The sequence below is a fragment of the Mycolicibacterium sp. CBM1 genome (assembly GCF_054073305.1).
In genome coordinates this window covers 277,588-299,441 of record NZ_JBSXPP010000002.1, presented here as the reverse complement: position 1 = coordinate 299,441, position 21,854 = coordinate 277,588, and the positions used below count along the sequence as shown (strand labels likewise).

Sequence of the window (21,854 nt, the reverse complement as noted above, 5' to 3'; positions counted from 1 at the left end):
CGCGGCCCACCGTCAGCGGCGAATCCGAGTCACTCTGCCCCGATATCGGCATCCGGCTGACATCCCTTCATAAGGCTACTGCCTGCACTTTTAGTATCATCGCCGGCATTGCAGAGGCCATCGTCGACGTCACCGCACTGCGTGCTCGACCACCCGTAAGCAACAGGCACCGGGCGGTCGAGTCGCACGACTTTTTGCGGTCTATGAATCTGTTATGAATCCATACCTATGGATTTGTTATGAGGGCGCCGTTCCGGCTGGCAACCGGACGCGATGTGTGAATGGGAAGATTGCGCCAGAACGATGGCCAGCCTCTCGCAATTACATTCACGAGACAACAGCTAATGTGAACACGAATTGTTGCACATAATGCCAGCCGCGAGCGACTCGGTGAATTACCGAGCGCTGCTCCGCCGCTGCGCGCGACCGGCCGAGCCCCCCGCCGATGCGCACGTGCACCAGCGGTGGTTCGCTGCCAGAGTTACACCGAACCGAATGACCGACGGCGCCGAGTGCATACGCAGCGCCATCGGTCCAACGCCTGCGTCGGACCCTCGACCGGAGGCAGCGCAGGAGATTTGCTTGCCGACGGCAACCCGTACGCAGCGAATCGACCGGAGCGCCTGCACGACTCATCTCACGGAAGGTTTCCATTAGCTCGTCACAATCGCGAGCCACACAATGGCGAAATGCGGAATGCTCGCTGAACCGCAGTGAGCTAACAACATTGGACCATGCCGGCCGGACGTCGCGGTGACCGAACCCGGGTACCTAGGTGCTGTTGTTGAACAGTCCGGTCGCCGGTACGTTCCGGTGCACGGTTCAGGTGGGCAGTCCGTGCGCCACAGCGTCGGCGCGGTAGCGCTCGACCCATTCGAAGCTGCGCTGGTCGGCCTGACGTTCCAGCGCCGGCGCGGCAGTCGGATCAGGCTCGAGCCCAAGCTCTTCCAGGATCATGCCGACGACCTGCGGCACGTTCTGCCACAGCATCGGATACGGCACCTCGATGGGTTCGATGCCCTCCTCGGCGAACCACCCTCGCCAGCCCGATTCCTGGCCGCGCAGCATTGTGACGATGTGGGCGATCGCACCGGGGTGATAGACGGCTCGCTGGTCACGGATGGGATCGGGCCTACCGCGCCATACTCCTGTCTGAACCGCCCGCCAGAAGGACACCGCCTGTGCGATCACGTCCGGGCGGTGGACGTGTATGAATAACGGCTCCTCGCCGATGACATCGCGGATCGCCGCCCTGAGGCCGTCCCCAGACCGGTCAGGAAGGTCTTTGGCGCGGTTGAGCAGCACAGGTGTCTGATTCCACATCAGCTTGCCGCCCCAGATACCGTTTGGCGTACGGCCGATGGTCTGAATGTACTCACGCCAGATTGCGGCCGGTGTGAGAACAGGCGTCCCCGGATCGAAGGGATCGAGCAGGGACAGGATCGACTCATCGTCCATCCCGGCGAACCATTCTCGAGGTTGCGGCGCCCTGCTGGTGGCTGGAAGGTACTGGAAGAACTCCTCAGGCTGCCCAGCCATGCCGGTGGATCGCATCGACTCGACCAGCAGCGTGCTGCCGCTTCGTTGCGACGCCAGTACCAGATACGCAGACGGCCGCGGTTTCAAGGCACCGACCCTTCATCCCCGAAGTTGCTGTCTAGCAAACGCATTCCCACACGACCACCTTCGCGCCAGGCTCTCTTCGTCACCGGTCGGCATCGTTGTCACGGCAAGCCAAAGAGGAGCAGGACAGCTGTTGATCCGAGCGCTCAGCGCGTGAGCCCACCTGCACATCGCCGGGTTGGGACTCCTCAGCGATGAGCCATCGAATGGGATAGTGCCAGTTGCAGTTAGGTAAGAGCTGTGAACACACACGACGAGGCCGACCACGGCCCGGAGACGACTGCGCTGGGGTCAGTCAAGTAGTACCGTCGTCCATCGTGTGGTCCGCGGTGCTCATCATGGCTGTGGCAGTGATCTTCGAACCCGTACGCATCGGTCTAGCGGTGCTGTTGTTGAACCGTCCCCGGCCGCTGCTGCACATCGTGGCGTTCTTGGCCGGCGGATTCGCGATGGGAGTTGGTGTCGGGCTTGTCGTCTTGTTCCTGTTACGCCGGACGACGCTCGCATCGGGCGGTATTGGCCCCGCCCGCATGCAAATCGTCGTGGGTTCGGCCGTCGTGCTGGTCGCCGCCCTGATGTTCGTAGGCGCTGCGATCAAGCCGGCGCAGACCATTCCCCACGGCAAGTTGTCCGCTCGGGCGAAGAACCTCCTGCAGCGTGACTCATTGTGGGTTGCCGGCGCCAGTGGCCTCGGAACCGCACTGCCGTCAGCCAATTACCTGGGAGCAATGGCCGTCATTCTGTCCTCCGGCGTAGAGCCGTTGACTCAGATCGAGGCGTTGGTGTCGTTCAACCTCGTCGCATTCGCACTCGTCGAGGTCGCTCTCGTCACCTATCTCGCGGCCCCGGACAGAACCCGGATGGTCATGTCGACGCTGCACGAGTGGCTGCAGGCGCGCCCGCGACGCGACATCGCCGTGATCGTTGCGGCCGGCGGCTGCCTCATGGTGGCAATCGGCGTGTTCCGGCTCTGACCGGCGCGGCGATCAGATGAAGGGCACGAACGGGATGCCGCCGTGCATGTGGAGCTTGGGCACCTTCGGCACCTTGGGCACCTTCAGTGCCGGAGCGAGTTTCGGCACCGTGGCCGCCGCGGCTGTCGCACCGGATCCCTTTGTTAGCAAGCTTTTCAATACAGATAAGGTTCCCGATCCATTGTCGCTGGAGGTCGACAATGTGATCAGGTCACTGAGCAGGCTGGAGGTCAGGTTGATCGTTGCGGTCGTAGCGCTCACCCCCCAGCCGGCGATGGTTCTGACGAGATTCAATACCCCGTCCGCGCTCAACGTCAGTCGGATGTGGTCGAGCAGATCGGGCGGAATTCTCAGGTCTCCGAGTGCCGGCAGCTGAGCGTCCGGCCTGACCTCGATATCGTGGCGAGGACCTGCGGTCGGCGCGAACGCGGCCATAGTCGGGCTGTCCAGCAGTGGACTCGTCGACACCGGACTGACTGCGGAGGTGTCCACAGCTGGACTCACGCCGGATCGGGAGGATGTGACCGACAACCCGGTTGGCTCGGCTCCGGCGTATCGGGAGTTGGCATGTGCACCGAACGCAAGACCGGCGATCAGAGCGACCGCGGCGATCAGAGCACCGCCGCCGGCCATGCTCTGCGGACCGATTGCGCCGGTGCGATGGAACGAGAATCTCTGAACTTCAGTCAGATTGGCCACGGCCATGGTCCCCGATCCATCTTCAGCGGAAATCTCCAGCATGAAGATGATTGTCGCGTGCGCTACGAATGTCGCGCGGTACCAGCAGATTAACACGTTCACGGGGTAGGGTGTCGGCATGAACCGAGCCTTTGTGACCGCTGTCATCACCGGTCTCGTCTGCTCAACGACATTCCTTGGCGAAGGCTATGCGTCCGCTGAGACTGCGCTCATCGTTCCGGGCACTCAGCCGCCGCCGGAAGGCAACCCGGCGCGCAAGCTCTACCACTTCGATCCGGACATGAAGCCGCAAATCGGTGCGAATTACTACGACAGCGCCGAGGCCACGAAGCTCGTCGTCCCGTATCCGGGCAGCCTCTGGCCGATCACCGGCCGCGATACCCCACGACTAGGACCCTCGGTCGACGCCGGTACCGACAACCTCGACGGCGCCATCCGCGAATCGGATGGCCAGCCGGTGGTGGTGTCTGGCTTGTCCCAAGGCACATTGGTGCTCGACGCGGAGCAGGCCCGGCTGGCGAACGATCCCAACGCGCCTGCGCCTGATCAGTTGACGTTCGTCAAAGCCGGCGACCCGAGCGCACTGTTCCAGAAATATTTCAAGCCAGGGACATACCTCCCGTTCCTCGACTACACGGTCCCCTACCCGGTGGAAAGTCAGTACGACACCAAGAACGTTGTCGCACAGTACGACATCTTCGCCGACCCGCCTGATCGGCCCGGCAATGTGCTCGCCCTTGCCAACGCCGTCGTCGCCGGCGGGCGCGGCCACACGGCGTCTGCGTTCTCCAACCCTGAGCAGGTGGCACCGCAGAACGTCAGCGTGTCGACAAACGACAGGGGCGCGACCACCACGACCTACTTCATCCCGGCTAACGAACTGCCGCTCACCGGCATTCTCCGTGAGGTCGGAGTGCCCGACGGCATCGCGGACGACGCGGACAAGGTCATGCGCCCGATGGTCGACAAGGCTTACGGCCCAGCGCCTGACAAGAAGCAGGGACCGGTGGTCGACGTCAGCAAGCTGCGGACGCAGCTTCAGGCGCTCTGGCCACCGAAGTAACCTCGTCGGAGCGCCTCACGTCCCCTGCTGCCGGCCAGCAGGAAAGGACCAGCGCCGAGCGACATTTCGATGCGTCGACGGCCACCGCGACGGCCACCAGTTCGCCGCGCCCAGCAACGCGGCAATCACAGGCACCGTAATCGCCCGCACGATGAGTGTATTCAGTACAAACCCCGCCGCGAGCACGAATCCGGTTTGCATGCTCGTCGTAAGACTGCCGAACGCCAGGCACAACAAGGTGGCAGCGAGTGTCAGTCCAGCCGCGGTGGTCCCATCGCCGGTCGGACCCAGCGCCCGGATAACTCCTATCCGTGTACCGCGGGTCGATGCGTCCCTGACCCGGGAGACCAGGAGCATGCTGTGGGCGGTTCCGACGGCCACCAGCACCACGAACGTCAGCCCGGACACGCTCCAAGCCAGCCGCGTGCCGAGCAGGAACTGAAATACGACGACAGCGATTCCGAGCGCAGCGAGAGCCGAAAGTGACACGAAAGCAACGAGATACAACGGTGCGACGATCGCCCGCAACGCCACGGCGAACACCCCGAACATCACCGCGATTGTGACGACAACGAGATATCGCAGGTCGTGGTCGTCATAGTCGCGAATGTCTCGCAGCGTGACCGGAAGACCGACCAAGGACACGTGTGCGGTGGCCAGTGTGGTGTTGGGCTGCGCCGAACGCGCCGTCCGCGCGATCGTCCCGACTTGATCCATCGAATCCACGCCGAACGGATCTAGCGTCGTCCGGACCAGGTAGCGCGCGGTGCGGCCGTCCGGCGAGATGTAGAACTCGGCCGCTTGCTTGAACTGCTCGATCGTGAACGCCTCAGGCGGGAGGTAGAAGCCGGCCATCGCCGGGGTGGTCGACTCGCGCTGCATCGTCATCAGGTAGTTCGATGCTTCGACCAGACCGCCACCGAGGCCGTTGATCTGGCTGACCAACTGCTGCACTCCGTCAGCCACCTGTCGACTTCCACTGGCGAGCCGGTCAGCGCCTCGCTGCAGGGCCGACAGTCGGTCCTGCACCGAGGCAGGACTGTCCAGCCCCATCGAGCGCATCGCCTTGGTGGCGGTGTCCATTCCCCTGCGCAACGCCGACGTCGTCGCCGAAAGCGATTGCACTGCTTGGGTGTTGCTCAGTTCCCTACCCAGCTCGGCTACGTCGTCGAAAGCCCCCTCCGAAAGGTGTTGCAGCTCATCCCGTCCAGCCACGCAATTGGGGTCGGCATCACAGACCGGGTTGCCGTCCAGCGCCGCAAGGACCGGGTCCACCCAATCGGTGTGATTGTTCAGTGCGTGGACGTTCGCTGCGATCTTGTCGCCCAGTGAGCGCATCTCTGCGAGCAGTGCATCGGCATTGTCGAGTTCCGCCAGCGATTTTCCGCCACCGAGGTCCCTCTGCAGCGCAGCGAGTCTGGCCAGCACATCTCGAACCTTGCCGATGCCGACGCTGACCTCACCACGGGCCTCATCGAGATCGTCGGCGATGGCGGCGGCGCCACTGCTGAGCCGATTGAGCTCGCCGCCATCTGCCCCGATGACATCGGCAATGGTGCCGATCTGCTCACCGACTCCACCGGCCTGGTCGGTCACCGTCGCCGCCGCCAGTGGCACTCCCGCCGGTCGGGTGACGCCAGAAACCGTGGCGATGTCGGGCAACTGGCTGACCCGTCGAGCCATCTGTTCGAGGTCAGCCAGCGCCTGCGGCGTGCGCAGATCATCCGTTGCGTGAACCACCAGATAGACCGGCGCTACCGAGCTGATCCGGAAATGGCGGTCCAACGCGGCGTAGCCGACAGAACTCGGTGCGGTCGCAGGCAGCGTCTGACGAACGTCGTAGTTGAAGGCGGACAAACCTACTGCTGCAGCCAGCAGCCCCAGCAGCGCCGCACTGACAGCCAGATGGCGCGCAGGCTTACGGACGAGTCCGCGTGCCCAATGCCGCCAGCACCCGCTCACCGTGACGCGCCGTGGATCGACGAACCCACGCCGGCCGACGATCACCAGCAACGCCGGCAACAGCGTCGCCGCGCCGAGGGCCGTGACCGCGACACCGACGGCCAACGCGGCGCCGACCGACGAGAACACGTCCAGACCGGTGAAGCTCATCGCCGAAAATGCGATCGCGACGCTGGCCGCACAGGCAATCGGCATCCTGCCTGACGGCACCAGGATTCGCCTGATTACGTCGTCAGGCGTAACCCCCGCCCGCCGCAGCTGGTGATACCGGTTGACGAAGACCATGCCGACGCTGACTCCCAGCGCCACCACGACCCCCGTCATCAGCAGCGCGGTTTGCCCTCCGATGTCGAGACCCAGGTTGCATAATGCCGAGACCGCGCCCCGCGACACGGCCACGCACGCGACAGTGGTCGTCACCAGCAGCATCATGGTGACCGGGTTCCGATAGGTGATCAGCAGGATCGCGATGACCACGACCGCTGCGGCCAACTCGACGAGTTGCAGATCGCGGGCCCCGATGTTGTCCAGGTCCGCGTCGGTGGCGACCGGTCCGGTCAGATGGGCCTCAAGCGTCGAACCGACGAGACTGCGCTTGACGATCGCAGCGATCCGGTTGTAGCTCGCCGCCGCCTGTGGATCGCCGCCGGCCCCCGCCAAGCCGATCGGCACGAGCCAGGACGTGCGATCAGCACTGGTCAAAACGCCGCGGAGGGCGGGCGTCGAGATGAAGTTCTGCACCGTACCGACGTCGTCGTGATGCTGCTGCAGTGCATCGATCAGTTGGCGATAGGCGGCCTCGTCGCCAGGGTTGAGTCCCCGCTCGTCGGTCAGCACCACCACGAGGTAATTCTCCAACGCAGATTCCCGGAATGCCCTACTCATCTCGACCCCTGCGACCACCGAGGGAGCAGTGTCGGGCAGCAGCGAGATCGGATGATCACGGGCCTGCTCGGCAAGGCTCGGCATAGACGTCGGCAACGCGACCGCAGCCATCACCCACACCGCCACGAACACCCACCGCCACCTCACCACCACCTCACCCAACCAACCGGATAGGCCGGGCTTCGCCGGTTCGACGGTCCGAACAGGCACTTCCGGGAGACTCTCAATGACCAAGGACCGAAGCCGATCTCGAGGGCCACCAGTTGGCGCTACCCATCAGCGTCGCCAACGCGGGCACGGTAACCGTTCGGACCAGGAACGTATCCAGCAGCAGGCCGACACCGACCACGAAACCGGCTTGCACCATCGTCGCGAGGCTGGCGAACACCAGGCCGAACATGGTGGCCGCAAAGATCAGCCCGGCCGCGGTGATCACCCCGCCGGTCGAACCCACCGTCCGGATGACTCCGATCCGCAAGCCGCGGACCGACTCGTCCCTGATCCTGGAGATCAGCAACATGTTGTAGTCGGCACCAACTGCCACCAGGATGATGAATGTCAATCCCGGTACGCTCCAGTGCAACTCCTGGCCGAGGAGCGATTGGAACACGATAGTGCCGATGCCAAGGGCCGACAAATACGACACGATCACCGACACGATCAGGTAGAGCGGTGCGATGAATGCCCGCAACAACAGGATCAGGATCAGCAGCACCACGATGATCGTGACCACGACGATGTACCGGATGTCGTGGTTGTAGTAGTCGCGCGTATCCCGCAGCATCACCGAGAATCCCACCACCGAAACCGTGGCATCGGACAGGGTGGTGTTGGGTTGGGCGCCGCGGGCGACGTCGGTGATCTCGTTGACCTGGTCCATCGCCGCGGTGCTGAAGGGATTGAGATCCGTCTGGATCAGATACCGCACGGCGTGGCCATCCGGAGAGATGAACGCCGACGCGGCTCTTTGCACCTCCGAATTGCTGAACGTTGTTGCAGGGACGTAGAAGCCCCACATCGCCGGGGTAGTCGCGCCGCTGTTGAGCAGCATCAGATAGGTCGAGGCATCACCGAGGCTCGCACCCATCAGCTTGGTCTGCTCGACCAATTGGTGCACACCGTTAGCCAATTGCCGGCTTGCATCGGCGAAGGCGTCGACCCGCTGCGCAATCCCCCCGACCCGTCCTGCCACGGCACCCGGATCAGACAACCCCAGCGACTGCAATGCAGCGGTCACGTCGTCGACAGCGCGCCCTAACCTCAACGACGTCTCTTCCAGAGTCTGTCTGCCGTCCGTCGACTGCAGTTGACGGGCCAGTTCGGTGATCTTGTCGAACGTCCCGTCGGTACGGGCGGAGACCAACTTCGACAACGCGTCACGAGAATTCACGCACGATGGATCGCCGTCGCAGAGCGGGCTGGCGTCGAGGGCGGTGAGCACCGCCGGTGCCCACCGGAAACTGTCGACAATGTCGTTCAGGTTCAGATCGATCTCGGCGCCGAGCGAACGCATGCTCTGCATCAATGCACCGCCGTTGTCGACATCGCCGAGGGTCTTGCCGCCAGACTCGGCCGGCACCGACGACAACATGGCCGCCACTGCCTGTAACCGCCCGATCACCGAGGCGAGTTGGTCGCGGACCTTACCCAGCCCGTCGGCGAGTTCGTTGGCGCCGTCGCCAAGTCTGTCCAGATCCCCCGCGCGCTGGTCGATCACTTGCGAACCCTGGGCGATCTTTTCACCCACGACGCCGGCCTGGTAGGACGCCTTGGCCACCTCCAACGGCTCTCCGGTCGGACGCGTGATACCCCGGACCACCCCGATGCCGGGAATCTGGCTGACCCGTTGCGCCATCTGCTCCAGGTTCGCCAGGGCCTGCGGGGTTCGCAGATCCTGCTTCGACCGGATCACCAGGTACTCCGGAACGATCGTATTGATCGGAAAGTGCTGTTCGAGTGCGGCGTAGCCAACCGAGCTCTTCGCCGACCGGGGTAGCGCCTTACGGTCGTCGTAGTTGTAGTGCGCCAAGCCTGCCGAGCCGGCGAGGATGGTGAGCACTATCAGGCTGGCCACCAGATGCGCCCAGGGCCGGCGCACAATACGAATACCCGACCGTCGCCAGAACCGACTGGTGAGATCCCGTCGTGGCCCGATCCAGCCGCGACGGCCGGCCAAGACCATGACGGCCGGGAGGAAGGTCACCGCACCCGCGAACGCTACCGCGATCGCGATCGCCAAAGCGGCCCCGACCGAGGAGAAGACCCCGAGTTTGGCGAACACCATGCCCAGAAAGGTCACCGCAACGGTCGCGGCCGATGCAGCGACAACTTTCCCGATCGAGGCCAGTGAATTGCGGACCGCCTCATCGGAGGCATCACCTAGCCGTAGGTAGTCGTGGTAGCGGCTGATGAAGAAGACGGCGTAGTCGGTTCCTGCACCGACCATCATCCCGCTCATGAACACCAGACTCTGGTTGGCCAGCCCCAGTCCCAGCTGCGCAGCAGCGGCCACCGCCGCCTGCGCGACGACCAGCGAGACACCGATCGTGATCAACGGCAGCAACATCGTGAGGAAATTGCGATAGATCATCAGCAAAATGCCGAAGAGCAACACCGTGATCGCCAGTTCGATTTGGACGCGGTCGGTCTCGCCAACGTGGTTGAGGTCGGCGATGGTGGCGGCCGGGCCGGTCACGTTCACAGTCAGATCCGAGCCGTTGGTCACCCGGTCCACGACGCCGATAGCTCCGGCGTAGGCCTGTTTGGACTGTGGTGTGCCCAGGTCGCCGGCCAGACTCACCGGAAGGATCCACGCCTTACCGTCCTTGCCTGTCAGAAATTCGCGCAGGGCCGGCGTTGTGATGAAGTCCTGCAGCTTGACCACGTCGCTTCGGTCATCCCGCAGCGCATCGACGAGACGGCGGTAGGTGGCTTCCTGGTCCTTGCCTAAACCCGACTGGTTGCTGAGCACCAACACCGCGACGTTCTGCGAACCGGATTCACCGAATGCCTCGGTCATCTGCTTGGTGCTTTGGGTCACCGGGGCGTCGGCCGGCAGAATCGCCACCGGATTCCTCGCTGCCATTTCCTTCAGTGTGGGCAACGAAGCGGGTAGAACGACAGCGAGCACAATCCAGGCGGCGATCACCAGCCACGGCCAGCGGACGACGACGTCAGCTATTCGGCCGAAGATGGTTGCCCGCTCGGCTTGATTAGCTGTCTCCAACTGCCGCGACACTCATCACCGCCCGCGAACCATGGAGCACTCAAGGTACCCAACCATCATCTCCCACTGAGGTTCTGAGATGGCGGACGTCAACTCGGCTGGCCGGATGTCTCACTCAGTTGACGTACCAGAGCATCACCATGTCCGTCGGCGACGCGGTGGCAGACCGAGGTCAGGGCCTCCACATAGGCGGTGACGGATTGCCGCGCCACCGGGTTCTTGGGGAACACCATCGTCACAACCGTGTCGCGGAAGCGCCCCACCATCGTGCTGAGCGGATAGGTCAGCCGCCCGTCGCTGTAGGCCGCGACGGCCGTGTCGGTGGGAAGACCGGTCAGCAACGGAGCCAACGGTCCGGCGCCTGCGTCGAAGTAGTTCAGCATCGCGAACAGCGGGCGGGGCCGCTTAAGTTCCGGCGCCAGCTCGACAACCCGCTCGAACGGCACCCTGATCAGGTCCCGGCCGACGTCGAAGGACTCCTGAGCGGCGCGCGCGGTGGCGCCGAAGGAATCGGCAGAGACCGGCACGGTCACCGGAACGAGGCCAGTGAACCAACCCTGGGTGGTGTATTCCTCAGGCGTGCTGCGAGTATCCATCGGCGTCAAACCGCAATACGTTGCAGAGCCGGTTAATTCGTAAAGAGCCAACGCAACCGCGGCGAACAGACCACCGATGAAGCGAGCGCCCGATTCGACACAGACAGCCTCGAACCGTTGGGTCTGGTCCTCATCCATCAGTTCGACGGTGAGAAGATCACCGTCATAGGGGATGGCGGGATCGCCCAGCGGCAGCGGAAACTCGGGGAAGGTCCCCTGGTTCTTTTCGGCGAAGTCCACCCAGGCTCGCACCTCCGGCGAATCCAAGGTCAGCGCCGAGGTGTGCTCACGTTGAGCGACACAGTGGTTATCGTAACTGCCGGCCGGCAGCAACTGGGTCGGCGCCGCCCCGCTAGCCAGGGCGGCGTACATCATCCGGAACTCGATGAGGCCCACCCCGACGAATTGTCCATCGACATGGAGATGGTCGATAGCGGCGTAGAAGGTGAAGTGGTCGTCGCACTGAATCACACCGAAGCCGAAGCAATCCCAGTGCAGGCAATCGGGTGTGGCGAGCACATGCGCCCGTAGTTCGGCGGAATCCAGCTCGCCGTGCCGGGTCGGTTTCACTTCGATGTCGGCGGGATCGGCGAGAGTGCGCCGGGCGATGTTGTCGTCGTCGATGTACTCGAACCAGCTTCGGTAGGTGTCGTGCCGGCGCAGATGGGCATTGATCAGGTAGGTCATCGCCCGAATGTCACATCGATCTGGCATCCGACAGCTGAAGATCATCAGGCGGGAGTGATCGATGCCGCGGGCGGCCTGCTGAACTAACCCCCGCACATGTCGGGTCTGGATGTAGCTTGGCGGGACAGTACTGGACGGTGCGTTCAACGCCTTGGCCCGCGACGCCGGCGTCGGTTGCCATGAGACCAGCGATCCTGGACCGGGCTCCCAATCATCGATCGGTCCAATCTCGATCGGTCCTACTAACAACGGGATCCTCCTGTCTCGTAACGATTTGCGGTGATCATGAGGGCGCCGATGCCGTTTCTTCGGCTCCGAGCTTCGCGCACAGATGCTCGGCCAGCCGCCGTACGGTGGTGATGTCGGCGGAGCTGATCCGGACTCCAGTACCAGCCTCGATACGGGTCCGCAGTTCGAGGTTTCCCAAGGAGTCCAGCCCGTACTCCGAGAGCGGGCGGTCCGGGTCGATGGACCGGCGCAGAAGCAGGCTGACCTGTTCGGCGATCACGCGGCGCAGATGACCCGGCCACTCCGCGATTGGCAGGGCCACCAGTTCCGTACGCAATTTGCTGCGTTCGGACGCGCTGCGCCCCGTCGACTTGAATGCCTCGGCGAACGGGCTGCGCTGGGCGAACGCTGTCAACCAGCCGGCCCCCATGAGTGGCGCGTACCCGGTATAGGTGCGGTTGTGCCGCAACAGTTCCTCGAACGCGTACGCTCCCTCGTCCGGTGCTATCGACGCGTCGCCCTCGGCCACCGCGGTACCGCGGCCGATTTCGGCCCAGGCACCCCATGCAATCGCAGTAGCCGGCAGGCCTTGGCGGCGGCGCCAATGAGTGAACGCGTCCACCCAGCTGTTGGCCGCCGCGTAGGCGCCTTGGCCCGGCGAACCCACCAGCGCTGCCGCGGAGGAGAACACACAGAACCAATCCAGCGGTTGAGCCGCGGTCGCGTCGTGCAGATTCCATGCTCCGTAAACCTTTGGGGCCCAATCATGCGCGATCAGCTCATCGGTGATATTGGTCAGGGTGGCATCCTCGACCACCGCGGCGGCGTGTAGAACCCCCCGCAGCGACAACCCCGATTCGGTGGCGGCTCGCACCAGGCGTTGAGCGGTCCCCGCTTCGGCTATGTCGCCGCACTCGACCACGACGTCGGCCCCGCTCGCCCGGATCATCTCGATGATCTCCCGAGCTTTGAGGCTGGGCGCGTTGCGCGAGCTCAACACGATGCGGCCACACCCGGCCGCGGCCATCTTCTCGGCAAGAAACAGGCCCAAACCGCCCAAACCGCCAGTGATGACGTAGGCGCCATCCCCGCGGAACACCGGAACCTCGGAAGGCACGGCCACCGCGTCGGCGCTACCCGACCGGGGAATGTCGAACAGCAGCTTGCCGGTGTGTTGGGCCGCACCCATGAGCCGGATCGCCGTCGCCGCATCCTCCAACGGATAGTGCGTCGCCCGCGGCATCGGCAGGTAGCCCTCGGCGGTCAGCTCAAACACCTTGTGCAGCAGTCTGCTCACGATCGCCGGATGAGTAACGGTCATCAGTGCGAGATCGAGTCCGTAGAACGACAAGTTCTTGCGGAAGGGGAACAACCCCACCCGGGTGTCTCCGTAGATGTCCCGCTTACCGATCTCGACAAAGCGGCCATTGAACGCGAGCAGCTCGATGCCGGCGCGTTGCAGCGGGCCGGTGACAGAGTTGAGCACGATGTCGACGCCGTAACCATCGGTGTCCCGCCGGATCTCGGTGGCGAACGAAACGCTGCGCGAATCGTATACATGCTCTACACCGTTGTCGCGCAACCATTGCCTGCGGCCTTCGCTCCCGGCGGTTGCGAAGATCTCCGCGCCGGCCGCACGGGCGATAGCGATGGCCGCCTGACCCACCCCACCGGTGCCGGAGTGGATGAGCACCTTGTCCCCCGCCGAAACCCCGGCGAGGTCATGCAACCCATGCCATGCGGTGGCCGCCGCAGTCGCCACGGCGGCGGCCTGCGCCTCAGACAAGGTGTCAGGAAGGATGGCGGCAAGGTTGGCATCGCAGGTGACAAACGTGCTCCAGCACCCTTGACCCGACACACCGGCGACCCGGTCGCCGACCCGATGCTCGGTGACACCGGGTCCGACGGCAGACACCACCCCGCCAAAGTCCATGCCAAGACCGGGGATCCGTCCCTCGAAGCTCGGGAAGCGACCGAAGGCAATGAGGACATCGGCGAAGTTGATGCTCGAGGCGCTCACCGCCACCTCGATCTCGCCCGGCCCAGGCGCGACGCGCTCGAAGGCGACCAACTCGAGCGACTCCAGGTCCCCGGGACTTCGGACCACCAACCGCACACCGTCGTGTCCGTATGCGGCGGACTTTCGCTGCCGTTCGTCCGCACGCAACGGGGCCGGGGTCAGCCGCGCCACGTACCACTGCCCGTCGCGCCACGCGGATTCGTCGTCGTCGGCGTCAGTTACCAGCTGGCGAGCCAGCGGCCCGGCTCCGGTGCGTTCGTCCAGATCGATCTGAGTAGCCCGAAGATGCGGATACTCCATGCCGATCACCCGGACCAGGCCGCGTAGCCCGGCGTGCTCCAGGTTGGCCACATCGTCGGCTGCCACCGTCTGGGCACCGCGGGTCACGACGTACAACCGGGGCAGTTCTCGATCGATCGCCGTCAGCTCCTGAGCGATGTGCGCCAGGTGACGCACCTGGGCTTCGCCTCGACGCCCGGTGCCGGGTCCAGCCTCGTCTCGCCGTGGCCCGGCAACCACCACCACGCCGGCGTAGCTGCGTTCGCCCAGCTGAGTGCGCAGTGGCTGGGTGCTCACCGGCTGGTCACTGTACTGCGGCAAGGCCAACGTCGTGGCGGCAAAGCCGGCCGACGTCAACGCATCGGCCAGTTCGCTGGTCAACGGATCAGGGCAATCGGCCGTCTCGACGAGCAGCCAAGCTCCCGACTCATCGGGTTCAGTTTCGGGTAGGTCGCGGGCCAACCACTCGATGGCCAGCAGCCGCTCGCCGAGAACCCGCGCGGCAGTTCCTTGTTCCGAAGTTCGGGTGCCGAGCCGCAGCCCCTGCAGGCTCACCAGGACAGCTCCGTTGTCGTCCAACAGCTCGAGGTCGGCTTCGATACCGTTCGCGTCGGCCGTGACGGTCCTGCTGTAGCAGTAGCGAGCATGGCGGGCCGGCCCGGTGGCGGTAATCCTGCGCACCCCCAATGGCAGAAGGAGCCCACCGGCGGCGGCGCTCTGGACACTCGCGTCGGCCACCACGGACTGAAAACAGGCGTCTAGCAGTGCCGGATGAATGTAATAGCCGGCCTGCTGCGAGCGCAGCGGACCCGGCAATGAGACTTCCGCGAGCACCGAACCGACGGCCGACTGCGGGGTGTAGGCAGCCGCCAGTCCGGCGAAGGCTGCACCGTGGTGAATACCCACCGCGCCGAAGGCGGCCCGCAGGTCCGACCCCTCGGTGCGCACAGTATGGGTGGCTAGCAACCCGGCGATGTCGCGAACTGGACACCGGTCCTCGGCATCGCCGACGCGCAGCTCAGCGGCCGACCGCCGGGTCAACATACCGTCGCTATAGGTGTCGACAGCGAAGTCGACAACTCCGGGCGCGGCCACGGTGGCCTGTGCCGAGATGGGGTTCTCCTCGTCGAGAAGCAGCATCTGGTCGAAGGTGATGTCGTGGACCTCGCCGGTGTCACCGAGCACTGTCCGTGCCGCCGCCAACGCCATCTCGCAGTAGGCGGCACCGGGAAGCACGGCCAGATTGTGGACCGAGTGGTCCGCCAGCCACGGCTCGGCGACCGTCCCGACCTCGCCTTGCCAGACGTGACGCTCAGGTTCTTCGGGAAGAACCACGTGCGAACCCAGCAGTGGATGCACCACCACGGTGTGCGCTCCTCGGCCTCGCCCCTCTTTGGCGTCGGCGTTCAACAACAGAGTCTGGTGAGACCAGGTAGGCAAGGGGACGTCGACGAGGTTTCCGTCCGGGAACAACACCGACAGGTCCACCGCCGCACCGGCGTTGTGCAGATCGGCGACCAGTCCGAGCAGCCCGTGCGGCAAGTCCTGCCCGCGGCGCATGCCGGCAAGCGTGGCCAGCGGAACATCGAGACTGGCGGCGGTCTGCTGCACCGCATTCGTCAACAGCGGATGCGGCGACAGTTCGGCGAACACCCGATGCTTGTCTTCGATGGCAGCTTGAACGGCCGCGGCGAACCGCACTGTGTGACGCAGATTGTCCACCCAGTACCAGCTGTCCCACTCCGGCACATCACGCGGATCGTACAGCGTCGCCGAATAATACGGGACCGAAAGCACCTGTGGTTGAAGGCCGTTCAGTTGGTCGGCCAGCTGGTCGAGGATCGGATCGACGTGTGCCGAGTGCGAAGCGACGTCCACCGCCACTTCACGGGCCATGACGCCGCGGGCTTCCCATCCCGCGACCAACTTTCGGACCGAATCTGGTTGGCCACCGACGACCGTCGAGGACGGAGAGGCGACGACCGACAGACTGACGTCGGACACGCCCTGTGCTGTGAGCTCCGAAAGCACCTGAGCCGCTGGTAATTCCACCGATGCCATCGCACCGCCGCCGGCGATCGACGCCATCAGGTTCGAGCGTCGACAGATGACGGCGACGCCGTCGGCCGGGGACAACGCACCAGCGACCACCGCGGCGGCGACCTCCCCCATCGAATGCCCGACCACCGCCCCAGGGGCCACCCCGTAGGATTTCATGGCCGCCGCCAGCGCCACCTGCACCGCGAAGATCGTCGGTTGCACCCGGTCGATACCGGTTACCGTCTCCACCGACGACATCGCCTCAGTAACCGAGAAGCCCGACTCGGCTGCGATCAGCGGTTCCAATTCGGCCACCGCGGCGGCGAACGCCGGTTCCGATTGCAGCAGCCCGGCTCCCATCGCCGCCCACTGCGATCCTTGACCGGAGAAGACCCACACCGGCCCCTGAACATCTTGTCCCACGGAACTTTCCAACGGTGTATGCCCGTCGGCGATCTCGCGCAGCCGGTCGACCAGCTCGTCTCGACTTGCCGCGACCACTCCGGTACGCACCAACCGGTGCCCCCGTCGGCGTGCCAACGTATAGGCAACGTCACCCAGTGACACTTCGTCGTGCTGCGCGATCCAATCGGCAAGCCGCACCGCAGTACGGCGCAATTCCTCCGCCGAGGACGCCGACACCAGGAACAACCGCGGTCCCCCGGCGTGCGGCGGCCGCGGCGCGGTATCCGCCGGCGCCTGTTCGACGATCGCGTGGACATTGGTGCCCGACAACCCGTACGCCGAGACGGCTGCCCGCCGAGGGCCGTCGCCGACCGGCCACTGCCCCGGGGTCTGCGGCACGAAGAGCCCGGTCTCGATCGCCGCCATCGCGTCGGGTAGCCGGGTGAAGTGGAGGTTCTTCGGAACAATGCCGCGCTGCACCGCGAGCACGGCCTTCATCAGGCCCAGGGCACCGGCAGCCGACTGAGTATGGCCGAAATTGGCTTTGAGTGAGACCAGGGCGCACCGGCCCTTCTTGCCGTATACGTCAGCCAGACTTGCGAATTCGATCGGATCGCCGACCGGCGTACCCGTTCCGTGCGCCTCCACCATGCCGACCGTATCGGCGTCGACCGCGGCGACATCCAGCGCCGCACGGTAGACCGCGGCCTGGGCGTCCTTCGACGGCGTCGCGATATTCACCGTGTGTCCGTCCTGGTTGCTGGCGGTGCCGCGGATGACCGCAAGGATGCGGTCACCGTCGGCCTGCGCGTCAGCAAGCCGCTTGAGCATCACCACCGCAACGCCCTCGGCTGACACGAACCCGTCAGCAGCTACGTCGAAAGCATGGCAGTGGCCCGACGGCGACAGCATGCCGGCGGCCGACCCGGAGGCCGCCTTGCGCGGCTCCAGCAAAACCGAGACCCCGCCTGCCAGCGCCATGTCGCTCTCACCTTCGAGGAGGCTGCGAAAGGCTAGATGGACAGCACTCAGACCCGAGGAACAGGCGGTGTCGATGGTCAGCGCCGGACCGTGGACGCCCAGCGCATAGGAGATCCGCCCAGACGCCATCGCGAAACTGGTCCCGGTGAACCCGAACGGCCCCTCCAGTGCACCGCTGTCGGCGCTGAGGTAGGCGTAATCGTTGTGGGTGAGGCCCATGAAGACACCCACCCGCGATCCGCTCACCCGCGCCGGATTCAGCCCGGCTCGCTCCACCGCTTCCCAGGCCGTCTCCAGGAGCAGGCGGTGCTGTGGATCCATGGCCGCGGCTTCCCGCTCGCTGATACCGAAGAACGCGGCGTCGAAAGCGGCCACGTCGCTGAGGAAGGCACCGGATTTGGTGACCGAGCGGCCCGGCACGCCGGGCTCAGGGTCGTAATACTCCTCGGCGTCCCACCGGTCTGGCGGCACCTCGGCGACGAGGTCGTCACCCCTGAGTAGCGCCTCCCATAGCTCTTCGGGTGACGTGATACCGCCGGGCAGTCGACACGCCATACCGATAACAGCGACAGGAGCAACCGCAGTCTTGTCCATGTTGACGCACCATTCTTTGCCTCCATTGGTTTTCACTCTGCAAGACATGTGGTTTCGCTGTGTGATGCGAGACGCAGTGAGCGCTCCGCTGTTGTGCCAGGACATCGGCTGCGTCGACCTCGTCGCCCTCGACCGGGTTGACAGCGGGTCATGCCCGGGGGGCGATAATGGTGATCGATGAAGATCGCGGTGAGCATCCACGGGACGCGTGGCGACGTCGAACCCTGTGCAGCGATTGCCCTCGAACTTCAGCGCCGCGGTCATGAGGTACGTGTGGCGGTGCCCCCCAATTTGGTCGACTTCGTGCGGTCCGCGGGCCTGCCCACGGCCGTCGGCTACGGCCCCGACTCCCAGCAGCAACTGCAGGGCGACGTCTTCGAACGCCCGGACGCATTGACCGCGGCCACGCCGGCGGATTGGATGAAGCTGGGCAATCCGTTGAACGCGTTGCGCCGTGCGCGAGCGGCGGCGACCCGCGGCTGGACCGAGATGAATGCGACGCTGAGCGCCATGGCCGACGGCGCCGACCTCATGGTCAGCGGTACCGCCTACCAAGAGATCGCCGCGAATATTGCTGAAGCGCAGAATCTTCCGCTGGCCGAGGTGCACTACTTCCCGGTGCGGGCCAACACCCAGGTTCTCAGGTTGCCCAGCCGCCTGCTTAGTGCCGGATACGCCGCCGGCGAATGGATGCACTGGCAACTGCTGAAACCCGCGGAGACCCAGCAGCGCCACACTCTCGGCCTACCGCCGGCGCACAGCCGGCCGGTGGCGCGCATCGAGGCCACCGACGCACTCGAGATCCAGGCCTATGACAGGGTGTTCTTTCCCGGCCTGCCCGCGGAATGGGGTGAGCGGCGGCCACTGGTCGGCTCGATAACGCTGCAGCTGCCCACCGCGGACGACGAGGAGGTGACCTCCTGGGTCAGCGCCGGACCGCCGCCCATCTACTTCGGGTTCGGCAGCATGCCGCTGGACTCCCCCGCCGACGCCGTCCGCATGATCGGCGAAGTGTGCGCCACCCTCGGTGAGCGAGCGTTGATCTGCGCCGGCTTCTCCGAGTTCGACGGCATCGACACACCCGAGCACGTCAAGGTGGTCGCGTCGGTCAACCACGCCGCCGTCTTCCCGACCTGCCGCGCTGTCGTCCACCACGGCGGAGCCGGTACGACGGCCGCCGGGGTCCGCGCCGGGGTCCCCACGCTGGTGCTGTGGGTGGCCGCCGAACAACCCCTTTGGGGCAAACAGATCAAGCGGCTGCGCATCGGTACCTTCCGCCGGTTCTCGGCGACCACCAGCACGTCCCTGCTAGCCGATCTTCGCGATATTCTGACACCGGAAGTCGCAGGTCAGGCCCGCCGGATTGCGGAGCAGATGACCCCACCGGCAACCAGCGTCGCTACGGCGGCGGATCTGCTGGAGAAAGCCGTCCGCAAAGCCGTTTGATCGCGCTCGGAGTCAGCCCGAATGGCGCCGGCAAGGTAGAATTTCTGCTTGTGTGGACAACCGTGCTGTTACTCGGCTTCGCGGTCAGCATCGAGCCGGCACGCATCGGGTTGATCGCGCTACTGCTGACCAGGCCGCGACCGGTCCGACACCTGGTTGTCTTCTTGTGCACCGGCTTGGCGATGAGCCTGAGCGTCGGCTTCGCGGTGCTGTTCGTCTTCCACCACAGTTTCCTGAGCAAGGGCAACTTCAACCCCGCCCATATCCAGATCGGGATGGGCCTGGTGGCAGTCCTGCTCGCGGCTGTGCTGGCCTCCAACATCCCGCTGCGACAGTTCGGCAAGAAGACCCCGGCCCCGGTCCTGTCGCCCGTCGTGGGTGAGGGCACCGTCGCCGTCGACGACCGGCCGCCGACGGCGATGAAGCGCCTCTCGACCCGTGTCCGCGGGTTCGTCCAAGGCGAATCCTCGTGGTTCTCTGGATCCATCGGCGCAGCCCTGGCGATGCCGAGTATCGACTACATGGCCCTGCTCGCCCTGATCATCGCCTCGAAGGCCTCGGCGCTGGCCCAGGCCTCGGCACTGATCACCTTCCTGCTGCTGGCCAGTTCCGCCGCAGTGATCCCGCTACTGAGCTTCCTGGTCGCGCCCGCCAAGACGCGTGTCTGGGTGCAGCGGTTCAACGAATGGATCCGCACCCGCACCCGGCGCCACGCCGGGATGTTCGTCGGAGTCGTCGGCCTGGTCCTGGTCGGAGTCGGCCTGCACGGGCTGTGAGCCCCGCTAGTCGATCACCGCGGTGAGGCCGAACTCGGCCATCGTCTCGGCGGCGAGTTCCCGCAGCCGCGGCTTGGAGTTCTCTCCCTCGTTCTGATAGGCCTCGACCGAGATCGTCACCTTGCCGTTGATACGTCCGGACACCACGACGAGCTGACCGTGCGACCGGATCATCTCGCTGCGCGTCACGTTCTGGTCCAGCGCCCGGATGAACACGTACTCCGCGTCGGTGCCGTCGAGCTGAGCCAGCTGCGGCGGTAGCTCACCGAGGTTGGAGCACGACACGGGCAGGTCATCGGAGTAGGCGAACAGTAGTTCGGCCACCAGCTTCACCGCGCTGCGCGGCAGCCACGGGATCAGCGACAACAGCTCCATCGTCGGGTCGGTCTGCGCCTTGGCGGCCTCGCGCGCCACCTTGACCGCCGCCCGCGCCTCGGAGAGGTCGATGGTGACCTTCTCCGGATCCACGGTGGCGTTGGCGAACGCCATCGCCAGCGCGCGATCGTCATCGAGGCTCTCGCGCAGGTTGATCGCGATCACCAGGGTCACCGCGCCGTCGCTGACGCGCCGCCGCTGCAGGCGCTCGGCGAACTTGGCGGCCACACCCGCCAGCAGCGAATAGCTGTTTCCGCCCAGGCTTTCAGCTCGGGCATCCCACTCGGCGGCGTCGACGTAGACGGCGATCGAGGGGATCACCACGGTCTCGTCGGCGGCGACACCGACCTCACCCGACCGCGACGCGCGGGACGCGGCGAGATCTTTGCGTTTCTGGCGTGCCACCTTCGCGGCCTTGACCACGGTGCGGGCCGTCTGCGGGAGATCGCGAACGGTCTGGCGCAGGTCGGCCTTGATCGCCTGCATGCGGGTGCGCGAACCGGGAGCGTCGTAGCCGACGTCGCGGATGTTGCCCGTCACCGCCTCGAAGATGGCCAGCAGTGCCCCGACACCGTCACCGATGCAGTGCGAGCCCAGCATGCTGATCGCAGTCGATCCGTCGGTGAGCGGCTGGACCACCAGATACCAGCCGGGCCCGTGTTCCGGATCGATGGGGAGCGTGGCCAGCTCGTCCGCCCAATCCATCAATTCTGAACGGGGACGGGGGTTTTCAGAGAATCGAATAGGCGGTGGTGGCCCCAGTGGGGTCACCCAGCGCGGCCGGCCGAATGGCAGCGGCGAGGTCTCGATGAGCCGACTGCCCAGGGATGCGGTGAAGTTACGGTGAAACCGGCGCAACCCCTCGATGTCAACGGGATGCTCGTACACCCAGACGCACTGCATGAGCTGGCCGCGTCCGGTGGCGCGCATCATCTCGAAGGCCGTCTGGTCGAGGAACTCGAGCCGATGCTCCTGCGGTTCAGTGCTCACTGATC

11 protein-coding genes are annotated in these 21,854 nt (G+C 65.2%); 4 read left to right on the top strand and 7 right to left on the bottom strand.

Annotated features, from left to right (window positions below; translation table 11 throughout):
- Positions 1-822 precede the first annotated feature (822 nt).
- A complete protein-coding gene (gene stf0, locus ACXDF8_RS04060) occupies positions 823-1,626 on the bottom strand; it encodes a trehalose 2-sulfotransferase (RefSeq protein WP_457221960.1) in 804 nt (267 codons plus the stop codon).
- A gap of 314 nt (positions 1,627-1,940) precedes the next feature.
- Between stf0 and ACXDF8_RS04055 the strand changes: the two genes are divergently transcribed.
- Positions 1,941-2,597 carry a GAP family protein gene (locus tag ACXDF8_RS04055; protein WP_457221959.1) on the top strand — a complete coding sequence of 219 codons (657 nt, stop codon included), beginning with the start codon at positions 1,941-1,943 and terminating at the stop codon, positions 2,595-2,597.
- Positions 2,598-2,609: 12 nt separating this feature from the next.
- On the opposite strand, the gene ACXDF8_RS04050 is transcribed toward ACXDF8_RS04055, so the two are convergent.
- Complete coding sequence (locus tag ACXDF8_RS04050; protein WP_457221958.1) at positions 2,610-3,416, bottom strand: hypothetical protein; 807 nt, start codon at positions 3,414-3,416, stop codon at positions 2,610-2,612.
- Here ACXDF8_RS04050 and ACXDF8_RS04045 point away from each other — a divergent pair.
- Entirely contained in the window at positions 3,415-4,359 is a 945-nt protein-coding gene (locus tag ACXDF8_RS04045; protein ID WP_457221957.1) for a PE-PPE domain-containing protein, read from the top strand. The two genes, ACXDF8_RS04050 and ACXDF8_RS04045, sit on opposite strands and share 2 nt — an antisense overlap.
- Before the next feature lie 15 nt (positions 4,360-4,374).
- Here the strand turns inward: ACXDF8_RS04045 and ACXDF8_RS04040 are convergent, their stop codons facing one another.
- The 4 genes from ACXDF8_RS04040 to pks2 form a co-directional block, all read right to left on the bottom strand.
- Positions 4,375-7,416 carry an MMPL family transporter gene (locus ACXDF8_RS04040; protein ID WP_457221956.1) on the bottom strand — a complete coding sequence of 1,014 codons (3,042 nt, stop codon included), beginning with the start codon at positions 7,414-7,416 and terminating at the stop codon, positions 4,375-4,377.
- Positions 7,417-7,429: 13 nt separating this feature from the next.
- Complete coding sequence (locus ACXDF8_RS04035) at positions 7,430-10,444, bottom strand: MMPL/RND family transporter (RefSeq protein ID WP_457221955.1); 3,015 nt, start codon at positions 10,442-10,444, stop codon at positions 7,430-7,432.
- Between the two features lie 77 nt (positions 10,445-10,521).
- Positions 10,522-11,964, bottom strand: coding sequence for a condensation domain-containing protein (locus ACXDF8_RS04030; protein WP_457221954.1), 1,443 nt, complete (start codon positions 11,962-11,964; stop codon positions 10,522-10,524).
- Positions 11,965-11,998: 34 nt separating this feature from the next.
- Positions 11,999-18,262, bottom strand: a complete 6,264-nt coding sequence (gene pks2 / locus ACXDF8_RS04025) for a sulfolipid-1 biosynthesis phthioceranic/hydroxyphthioceranic acid synthase (RefSeq protein WP_457221953.1) — start codon at positions 18,260-18,262, stop codon at positions 11,999-12,001.
- Between the two features lie 177 nt (positions 18,263-18,439).
- Between pks2 and ACXDF8_RS04020 the strand changes: the two genes are divergently transcribed.
- Together ACXDF8_RS04020 and ACXDF8_RS04015 are read left to right on the top strand one after the other, a co-directional pair.
- Positions 18,440-19,708, top strand: coding sequence for a glycosyltransferase (locus ACXDF8_RS04020; protein WP_457221952.1), 1,269 nt, complete (start codon positions 18,440-18,442; stop codon positions 19,706-19,708).
- Between the two features lie 50 nt (positions 19,709-19,758).
- Positions 19,759-20,484 carry a GAP family protein gene (locus ACXDF8_RS04015; protein WP_457221951.1) on the top strand — a complete coding sequence of 242 codons (726 nt, stop codon included), beginning with the start codon at positions 19,759-19,761 and terminating at the stop codon, positions 20,482-20,484.
- A 6-nt stretch (positions 20,485-20,490) separates the two neighbouring features.
- Here the strand turns inward: ACXDF8_RS04015 and ACXDF8_RS04010 are convergent, their stop codons facing one another.
- Positions 20,491-21,849, bottom strand: a complete 1,359-nt coding sequence (locus ACXDF8_RS04010; protein WP_457221950.1) for a wax ester/triacylglycerol synthase domain-containing protein — start codon at positions 21,847-21,849, stop codon at positions 20,491-20,493.
- Between the last annotated feature and the right edge of the window lie 5 nt (positions 21,850-21,854).

Coding starts and splice junctions, on each gene's coding strand:
- ACXDF8_RS04045 (WP_457221957.1), top strand. CDS start 3,415: ATGAACCGAGCCTTTGTGACCGCTGTCATCACCGGTCTCGTCTGCTCA.
- ACXDF8_RS04050 (WP_457221958.1), bottom strand. CDS start 3,416: ATGCCGACACCCTACCCCGTGAACGTGTTAATCTGCTGGTACCGCGCG.
- pks2 (WP_457221953.1), bottom strand. CDS start 18,262: ATGGACAAGACTGCGGTTGCTCCTGTCGCTGTTATCGGTATGGCGTGT.
- ACXDF8_RS04020 (WP_457221952.1), top strand. CDS start 18,440: ATGAAGATCGCGGTGAGCATCCACGGGACGCGTGGCGACGTCGAACCC.